The following is a 7,899-nucleotide window of genomic DNA, read 5'->3' as shown; positions in this document are numbered from 1 at the left end:
GTGGGCTGCTGCCGGTTTCAAAGACACCTTGTTAAGGTGTGAAATGAAACTGGAGGTGGGTCATGGGAACGAGAAGGCAATTCAGCCGAGAGTTCAAGCTTGAGGCAGTCAAGCTGGTGAAGGAACGAGGCGTGTCGGTGGCGCAGGCTGCGCGCGACCTCGATGTGCACGAGAACGTGCTGCGCAAATGGGTACGTGAGGCGACGGCGGACCCGCAGCAAGCGTTCCCTGGTCAGGGCGTGATGAAGCCCGAACAGGCTGAGCTGGAGCGTTTGAGGAAGGAGAACGCCAAGCTGCGCATGGAGCGTGACCTGTTGAAAAAAGCGGCGGCCCACTTCGCCAAGGAGTCGATGTGAAGTTCGGCTTCGTTGCGAAACACCGAGGGCGTGGCCGTTGGCAATGATGTGTGAGGCGCTCGGTGTCTCGCGAAGCGGCTTTCATGCGTGGCTCAGCAGGCCCCGAAGCCAACGCAGTCTGGAAGACGAGGTGCTCGGCAGCCAGGTGCGTCAGAGCTTCCTGGGCAGCGACCGCACCTATGGCGCCCGGCGCGTGTGGCATGACGTGCTGGCACTGGGTCAAAGATGCGGACTGCATCGCGTTGAACGGCTCATGCGTGAACAAGCCCTGCGTGCGAGGCCACGACGCCGAGGCTTTCCGCAAGACCGAGGTCAGCGCGGCGCTATCGCCGACAACGTGTTGGACCGTCAGTTCCAGGCTGATGCGCCCAACCAGAAGTGGGTGGCCGACTTCACGTACATCTGGACGGCCGAGGGCTGGCTGTATGCCGCTGCGGTGCTCGACCTGTACTCACGTCGCATCGTCGGCTGGTCGATGCAGGACAGCATGACCTCGCAGCTCGTGGCCGATGCGCTGATGATGGCAGTGTGGCGCCGGGGCAAGCCGGTCGCGTTGCTGCATCACTCCGACCAAGGAAGCCAATACACCAGCGAGCGCTTCCAGGAGCTGCTCAAGGAGCAAGGCATCACCTGCAGCATGAGCCGCGCGGGCGAGGTCTGGGACAACTCGGCCCTGGAGAGCTTCTTCAGTTCACTGAAGACTGAGCGCACAGCCAGAAAGGTTTACCGGTGCAGAGAACAGGCCCGCGCCGACGTGTTCGACTACATCGAGCGGTTCTACAACCCGACGCGCCGTCATTCGACGCTCGGCTACGTCAGTCCGGTAGAGTTCGAGAAAGCTCAAAAAGCTTAGGTCGGTGTCTATGAGACCGGCAGCAGCCCAGTGGCTCAGTTCTACTTCGGCGTGGACAGCCGAGACCATCAACGGGCTCTACAAGGCCGAGCTCATTCATCGCCGAGCGCCCTGGAAAACCAAGGAGGCCGTGGAGCTCGCAACGCTCGAATGGGTATCGTGGTTCAACCACCATCGCCTGCTCGAACCCATCGGGCATATCCCGCCGGCAGAAGCCGAGGCAAACTACTACCGGCAACTCGCCAGTCAGAACACCGAGGCGGTGGCCTGACTTAAACCAAACAGCCTCCTCGAATCCCGGGGCGATTCAGACCTCTCGATGACTTGACCTTTTCCTGGTTAGAGACCCAGACGCCGGATCAGTAACAGTTAGAGCCGGTGGTTCAGACCAAAGAGCTTCCTCCCGATCAGCACTCAATCGGTAGCCTTGAGCCGGCTGGCATATTCGAGGAGTAGCTTTCGCTGCTTCATATCCAACTGACCGAACCAAAGGATCAGCTTGGCCAGGTCGTCATCGGCTGAATAGAAATAAGCAAGTGGGACACGAAGCTCCTCTGCAAGGCGATTCGCAAATGCAACGTTGGGCTCGTGTATTCCGCTCTCGTACCGAGAGATGCGAGCGCTTGCGGTTCCTTCGTCCAGTCCTGCCTTGACGCCGAGTTTGTCTTGCGGCAGCCCGGCCGCCAGTCTGGCAAGTCGCAACCGAGCGCCGAAGACCGAACGAGATGGAGAGGGGCTGCTTTTCACCCTACGATACTCGTAATGCCTGTCGCCAAAGTCTCTACGTTTATCGTAGAATTGATGCATATCGGATCGCGCCAGGCTGCTACTCGTGACCAATCGAACGCTTGCATCTCCTTTGCCGACGGCCCGACCGCTGCGCTTGCCGGTCTCGGTGACGCGCGGGCGGTCTCGGCACCCTGAGCCTGTCGTGCGCAGCCTGTCCGCGTCGCGCATCGGTGCGCAGGTAAGGGCGCTGCGTATTGCCTCAGGACGGTCTGCGGGCCAGCTCGCGCTGGCGTCGGATATCTCGGCCTCGATGCTTTCACGGATCGAGCGGGGGCTCGTCTCGCCCTCGGTGGAGACCTTGGAGCGGCTTGCGCAGGGGCTGCATGTGCCGGTGTCTCGCTTCTTCGGGGACCAGGCGCGGCGCACGGACTTCTGCCATGTGAGGGCAGGGCAGGGGCTGGTGGTCGACCGCATCGGCGCGGTGGAAGGCTACCGGTACGAGCTTTTGGGGCATTCGCTGTCGGGCAACCTGTTCGTGGAGCCCTACCTGGTAACGCTTTTGCCGGAGGCGGGACCGTACGTGACCTTCCAGCATCCGGGGCTCAAAGTCCTGCACTTTCTGTCGGGGGTGGTGACTTACCGCTATGGAGCGAAGGCAGTAGAGGTCGGAGTAGGGGACACGCTGCTGTTTGATGCGACGGCGCTGCATGGCATCGAGGCCATCCATTCGGGGCCAGTGTCGTACCTCTCGGTGGTTTTCACGCTGCGCGATTGACCCTAAAAGTTGACGCGACCTCTACATCGATTCTCATCAATGTGGTGAGATCGTGCTTCCGCCGCTGGTCTCTGGTTCGACAAGCGGGTTCATCGCTGCTCAAAATTTATGGGGAGGGTACTTGGCGTCAATTGACAGAGGCGGACTTGTTCCAGCGGGTTGAATGACCGCCCGACGATCTAGGAGAGAAAAGTGCGCTTGCTGATTGCTTTGATTCTGCCCTGGCTGACGTTCTTCACCATCGGGAGGCCGATTGCCGGAGTGATCTGTCTAGTTCTTCAGCTCACGATCATCGGCTGGTTGCCGGCAACCATCTGGGCAGTGTACGGGCTGGGGCAGTACAAGACCGACAGGAAGATCGAAAAGGCGCTCAGCCAAAGGACGTGAAGGCGGTAGACGCAGCCGCCGCCGACCCGAACTTTTTCATCCTGGCCGTGCATCTGGACGGGAGTGATTCGGCAATCTGCGCAGGCCTGGAAGAACGCGGACTTCCTCCTCCTGTGCCATTGCGCGCGGCATGTCGAGGGCGTCCCCTTGGTTCCGCCGTGCAGTGCATCCCCTCCCGTCCTTTCTGAAGTTCGGCATGCCGAACAGGCGGCGACCGCGCGCGCGAATCAGCCTCCGCCTGTCGAAAGTCGCAGCTTTCCGAAGATCTATCCGGATACCGAATTGGCTCGAAGTTCCTTCCTGTAGCGCTTCATGAGGGACTGCATGAGCTCTGCGGGATCTGCTTCGAGCCCGTTGCACAGGAGAACGAGGCTGGTCAGCGAGGGACTCGAGGTGCCCGTCTCCAGTTTGGCGATGAACGTGCGATTGAGTCCCGACGCAAATCCAAGCTCCTCCTGATTGAAGCCGCGCACCGCTCGCCGAGCTTTGAGCTCGGCTGCAAAGGCCTTCAGCAGTGCGGGATCCTGCGTCGATCGCATGCGATGACTCTCATCGCTTGGCCTTCTTTATGCACCCGCTTCTATGGTACAAAACGTCAGCTGCGACGTCCTCGTATCGAATTTGGATCGAGGGTGGCGCCGGAGAACTCGGCCAGAACTCTTCGATTCAGGCCTTCCTTGCGGGCACGAAATCCAGATGACGCGTCGCCAACTTGCCTCGCCCCTTCCTACCGCACGACCGCTGCGTCTGCCGACCTCCGTCACGCGTGTCCGGCCGAAGCGGCCGGCGCCTGCGCCACGCAATCCATCCATGTCGCGCATCGGCATGCAGGTGAAGGGATTGCGCATGGCCGCCGGGCTATCGGCCGGGCAACTCGCCTTTGCGTCGGAAATCTCGGCGTCGATGCTCTCGCGGATCGAGCGGGGGCTCGTCTCGCCCTCGGTGGAGACCTTGGAGCGGCTCGCGCAGGGGCTGCACGTGCCGGTGTCTCGCTTCTTCGGGGATCAGGCACGGCGCACGGATTTCTGCCATGTGAGGGCAGGGCAGGGGCTCGTGGTCGACCGCATCGGGGCCGTGGAGGGCTACCGGTACGAGCTGCTTGGGCACTCGCTGTCGGGCAACCTGTTCGTGGAGCCCTACCGGGTGACGTTGCTGCCGGAGGCGGGGCCGTACGTGACCTTCCAACATCCGGGGCTCAAGTTCCTCCACTTCCTGTCGGGGGCGGTGACCTACCGGTATGGCGTGAAATCGGTGGAGGTCGGTGCAGGGGACACGCTGCTGTTCGATGCGACGGCGCTGCACGGTATCGATGCGATCCATTCGGGGCCGGTGTCGTACCTCTCTGTGGTTTTCACGCTGCGCGATTGAACGGCTCGCGGCGGCACCGTCAGGCCCGTTGATCGAGGCGGCAGCCGATTCGGTTCGCCGCTCGGGCATTTGCCCATGCCTGTTCTTTTTACTTCTTATGGCTTCGGTGTTCGGCATGCCGAACACCGAAGGAGCTTTGGCCAGCGGTCGAAAATGGGCTCTCCCCTTCGATGGAAGGGCCGAGGATGGCTTGGACACTGGTGAGGTCCCGGCCGCGGCGGCCATGGTCGGCTTGCGGCGGACCTTGGTCCTGAATTTCTCCATGGAGTCTCGACACAGGCTCATCCGAGCCCCAACGCTGTCCTTGAACAATCGTCTTTTGTTGTCGCTCGCGGAGGTCCGCCAGCTTCTCGAAGGCACTCATGAAGATCGATTTTCTGGTCCGTCACGGCGGCATGTTCGCCCCGCATTGGTCCTGATCGCTGGCTGCGGCGGCGCAGATGCCGAAACCGGGGCAGCAGGCACAGTTGTATCTGCGGCGCAGCCCGTTCCGCAATGCGGTGGCTCGGTGCAAAGCCCTGGGCGGCGGCCTGATTGAGGCTGATGCCAAGCCCTGCGTTCGGGCGCCGCGGGGGGCGTCAGGATGGCAGCCGGCCCGGTTCTCCGTCGGCGCCGATAGTCATGTGCTCAGCCAATCGAGCGGGTGACCAGCCCGAATGGAAGACCACTGCCAACTGGCGACCATTGGCCCTGACCCAGTGCGCCGGCGACTTCTGGCCGTGCCGTTCCAGCTGAGTGACAAGGGCTGCCTGCCAATGAACAAATGACTCGAGAAGGGTGTAGCGCATGGGGTTTGGACTTTGCTTTGAAATTGGCCTGCCGTCTGTCGGACAGGATCCGGTCAAACGCCCATCGGCCCAGGTCCTGAAGCGAACTCGGTCCAGCGGCTCTCGGCCAAAGCGGCTTGAAACGATGGCGCGCCTGCGCCGAACGGTCATCAGCGGGCATCACCGCCGCACACGAGACCCGGTTGCGCGTCGGCACCGGCACTCTCTGGCGAAGGCCTTGCATGGGCGACTCCCGGATCGCAACATGCCCTGTCCGAGGCACAGTTGGCCTTGATCTGGAAACGCTGGAGGATGCGCCGGTACTGCTCCTACTCGTTCTTCATGCGTTGTGCGAAAGGCCCCGCAGGCATGGCGACCGGATCCGTGCCCAGAGCCTGCAGGCGCTCGCGCACAGCGGACTGGGCCAGCGCCGCGGCCGCGGACTTCTGGAGGCGCTCCACCGCCTCCGCCGGCGCCTTGGCTGGCGTCAGCATGCCCATCAACCCCGACCTGCTCGCGTTCTTCAAGCGCTGAGCGGCAGCCGCAGCCTGAACACGGAGCCGGCCTCGGACGTTGCAACGAGCTCGACGTCGCCGCCGTGGAGCCGGGCGATGTCGCGAGACAGGTGCAAGCCGAGTCCTGTCCCTGGAACTCTGGACGCGCTCTCGGCGCGGAAGTACTTCTCGAAGATGCGCGGCGCATCATGCGGCGCAATGCCCTCGCCCTGGTCCGTCACGTCGATGTATACGCTGCCCGCGACCGTCTTCAGCGCAACAATGACCGACCGATCGGCGGCGGAGTACTTCAGCGCGTTGTGGACCAGGTTACGCAGCGCGATGTCGAGCAATGCGCGGTCCGCACGGACCCAGACCTCGGCCGCAACGTGCAATTCCAGCCTGATGCGTGAAGGGCTCTGGAGGTGGAAGCTGTCGCACAGGCCTTGCGTCAATTCCACGATGTCGAGGGTGTCCAGCCGCAACGAGTGGCTGGCCGACTGCAGGCGGTCCGCGAGCATGACGTTCTCGATCAGCATCGTCAGGCGCTGCACGGCGCGCCGGATCCGCTCGGTGCGCGACCGCACGGCAGGCTCTGCGCCCAAACGCGAAATTTCGAGCGACTGGGCTGCGGCATCGATGGCGGTCAGCGGCGTGCGGAACTCGTGCGAGACCATGGCGACGAACTCCCGCTGCTGCGCGATCGCCTCGCGCTCGACCTGCAGCGCCTGCATCAGCTGGTTCTCGAGACGCGCTCGCACCGCGATCTCTTCGTGCAGCATGGCATTGGCGCTGGCCAGTTCGGCGGTGCGCCGCACGACGGTCGATTCGAGCTGACGCTCGGCCTCCAGCCGCACCGACAGCACCTTGTCGCGCTCGACGCGCACGTCGATCTCCGCGCGTCGGGTGCGGTTGGCCACGGCGGCGTTCAGCAGCACGAGATGCATCATGCTTCCGACCACGTACAGCCGTTCGGGTTGCGCGCCCGGCAGCCAGTCGCCAAGCCACAGCTTCAGCAGGCCATAGATGCCGAGGATGGTGCCGACGGCAAACGCCGACGCGGGCAACAGGTACTGCCACTGGCGGCGCACGATCAGCAGGTAGGCCACGAACACGCCGCCGAAGCTGGTGGACAACACGCTGCCTGCGCTCACCCAGGGTGCGGCCGTCGGGTGACGGCTCGTCAGCGCGACGAAGCACGCCAGCAGGTTGAACGCAGCCACGCCATCGAAGAAGATCGCCGCGGGTTTCCAGTGCTGCCGGAATCCGAAGATGCGCGCCATGAAGGTGGTCGCGACCACGTTGAAGAGGCAATTGACCACGAGAAGCGTCTGCGCCACCCGTTCCGGATGCGCATCGAGCAGCCACTGCGCCACGAAGCCCTGGCGGTTGAGCGTGAGCGCTGCAACCCCGACCACGTACAGTGCATAGTGGCCATAGAGCGAGTCCCTGAGCCACGCCATGAAGATCAGGTTCATGCACACGGACAGGATCGCCGCCCCCACCAGAAGGCCCACCACGGCGTAGTCCGTCGTGCGATGCTGCGCGAAACCAGTGGCCTGCCAGAGGTCGAGTTCGGCGCGCAGGGCAGGGCCGTCACTGCGCAGTTTCAGAAAGTAGTCCACCGGCTCGGTCGACAACTGCAGCGGGTAGACGAAGTTGTGGTCCGGAATCTCGCGCTGCGCGAACGGTTGGCGGTCGCCGATGTCGACCTGCGTGAAGCCCCCATGACCATCCGGCGAATACAGGACCGCTTCGCTGATCCGCGGTGGGCGCAGCCGCAGCAGCCAGCGCGAAGGCGCTTCGGGCGTGCGCGAAAGCGACAGCCGCAGCCACACGGTGTCGCGGGTGAAGCCTTCTTCGACCGCGCCGTTCAGGGGCGCGAACCCGCCGTGCCGCGCGCCTCCAGCTGCCACGTCGGCGATGGTCCATTGACCCGACGGGTCACGCTGTATTCCCACCCCGCTCGACAGTGCGCGAGGGCCCTGCGCGCCGTCCGACGCCGACACGACGAGCGCCTGGGCTTGCAGCGCGAGAGATCCCAGCGCGAGGCACAGCCACAGCCTCAGCAATTGCATGAAAGTCAAAATTCGATGGGTACGACGGTTGCTCGAAAACGGGATGCCCATGGTCGCGCTGGGTGCCGGGTGCTGGGTGCAGAGAAGGAGCC

At 63.4% G+C, this 7,899-nt stretch carries 8 protein-coding genes and 2 pseudogenes; 6 read left to right on the top strand and 4 right to left on the bottom strand.

What is annotated here, in order from left to right:
- Positions 1 to 62: 62 nt before the first annotated feature.
- Positions 63 to 1,209: pseudogene (locus tag G369_RS36700) on the top strand (IS3 family transposase).
- Between the two features lie 55 nt (positions 1,210 to 1,264).
- Positions 1,265 to 1,480 (top strand): annotated as a pseudogene (locus G369_RS38350) (IS3 family transposase); the annotation flags it as partial.
- A 143-nt stretch (positions 1,481 to 1,623) separates the two neighbouring features.
- Here the strand turns inward: G369_RS38350 and G369_RS37910 are convergent.
- Complete coding sequence (locus G369_RS37910) at positions 1,624 to 2,016, bottom strand: helix-turn-helix domain-containing protein (RefSeq protein ID WP_167333985.1); 393 nt, start codon at positions 2,014 to 2,016, stop codon at positions 1,624 to 1,626.
- A 124-nt stretch (positions 2,017 to 2,140) separates the two neighbouring features.
- Between G369_RS37910 and G369_RS0132225 the strand changes: the two genes are divergently transcribed.
- The gene (locus tag G369_RS0132225) at positions 2,141 to 2,713 is read left to right on the top strand and encodes a helix-turn-helix domain-containing protein (RefSeq protein WP_020723421.1); all 573 of its coding nucleotides are present in this window, start codon (positions 2,141 to 2,143) and stop codon (positions 2,711 to 2,713) included.
- 192 nt (positions 2,714 to 2,905) lie between these two features.
- Entirely contained in the window at positions 2,906 to 3,100 is a 195-nt protein-coding gene (locus tag G369_RS0132220) for a YqaE/Pmp3 family membrane protein (protein ID WP_020723420.1), read from the top strand.
- Between the two features lie 266 nt (positions 3,101 to 3,366).
- On the opposite strand, the gene G369_RS0132215 is transcribed toward G369_RS0132220, so the two are convergent.
- On the bottom strand, positions 3,367 to 3,639 hold the full coding sequence (locus G369_RS0132215; RefSeq protein ID WP_019658207.1) for a helix-turn-helix domain-containing protein: 273 nt from the start codon (positions 3,637 to 3,639) through the stop codon (positions 3,367 to 3,369).
- A 271-nt stretch (positions 3,640 to 3,910) separates the two neighbouring features.
- Between G369_RS0132215 and G369_RS0132210 the strand changes: the two genes are divergently transcribed.
- The gene (locus tag G369_RS0132210; protein WP_019658206.1) at positions 3,911 to 4,468 is read left to right on the top strand and encodes a helix-turn-helix domain-containing protein; all 558 of its coding nucleotides are present in this window, start codon (positions 3,911 to 3,913) and stop codon (positions 4,466 to 4,468) included.
- Between the two features lie 578 nt (positions 4,469 to 5,046).
- Here G369_RS0132210 and G369_RS38880 read toward each other — a convergent pair.
- Positions 5,047 to 5,256, bottom strand: coding sequence for a hypothetical protein (locus G369_RS38880; RefSeq protein WP_157773846.1), 210 nt, complete (start codon positions 5,254 to 5,256; stop codon positions 5,047 to 5,049).
- 348 nt (positions 5,257 to 5,604) lie between these two features.
- Here G369_RS38880 and G369_RS39635 point away from each other — a divergent pair, with 348 nt between their 5' ends.
- The gene (locus G369_RS39635; protein ID WP_244164419.1) at positions 5,605 to 5,769 is read left to right on the top strand and encodes a hypothetical protein; all 165 of its coding nucleotides are present in this window, start codon (positions 5,605 to 5,607) and stop codon (positions 5,767 to 5,769) included.
- Here the strand turns inward: G369_RS39635 and G369_RS0132200 are convergent.
- On the bottom strand, positions 5,759 to 7,858 hold the full coding sequence (locus tag G369_RS0132200) for a sensor histidine kinase (RefSeq protein WP_244164418.1): 2,100 nt from the start codon (positions 7,856 to 7,858) through the stop codon (positions 5,759 to 5,761). The genes G369_RS39635 and G369_RS0132200 overlap by 11 nt on opposite strands.
- Positions 7,859 to 7,899 lie beyond the last annotated feature (41 nt).

It is taken from the genome of Variovorax atrisoli 110B, from assembly GCF_000382045.1.
GTDB lineage: Bacteria > Pseudomonadota > Gammaproteobacteria > Burkholderiales > Burkholderiaceae_C > Variovorax > Variovorax atrisoli.
This window is presented reverse-complemented; position numbering and strand designations above follow the sequence as displayed.

Excerpts from the sequence above, each read along its gene's own strand:
- G369_RS37910 (WP_167333985.1), bottom strand. The coding sequence starts at position 2,016 with ATGCATCAATTCTACGATAAACGTAGAGACTTTGGCGACAGGCATTAC.
- G369_RS0132215 (WP_019658207.1), bottom strand. The coding sequence starts at position 3,639 with ATGCGATCGACGCAGGATCCCGCACTGCTGAAGGCCTTTGCAGCCGAG.
- G369_RS0132210 (WP_019658206.1), top strand. The coding sequence starts at position 3,911 with ATGTCGCGCATCGGCATGCAGGTGAAGGGATTGCGCATGGCCGCCGGG.
- G369_RS38880 (WP_157773846.1), bottom strand. The coding sequence starts at position 5,256 with ATGCGCTACACCCTTCTCGAGTCATTTGTTCATTGGCAGGCAGCCCTT.
- G369_RS39635 (WP_244164419.1), top strand. The coding sequence starts at position 5,605 with ATGGCGACCGGATCCGTGCCCAGAGCCTGCAGGCGCTCGCGCACAGCG.
- G369_RS0132200 (WP_244164418.1), bottom strand. The coding sequence starts at position 7,858 with ATGGGCATCCCGTTTTCGAGCAACCGTCGTACCCATCGAATTTTGACT.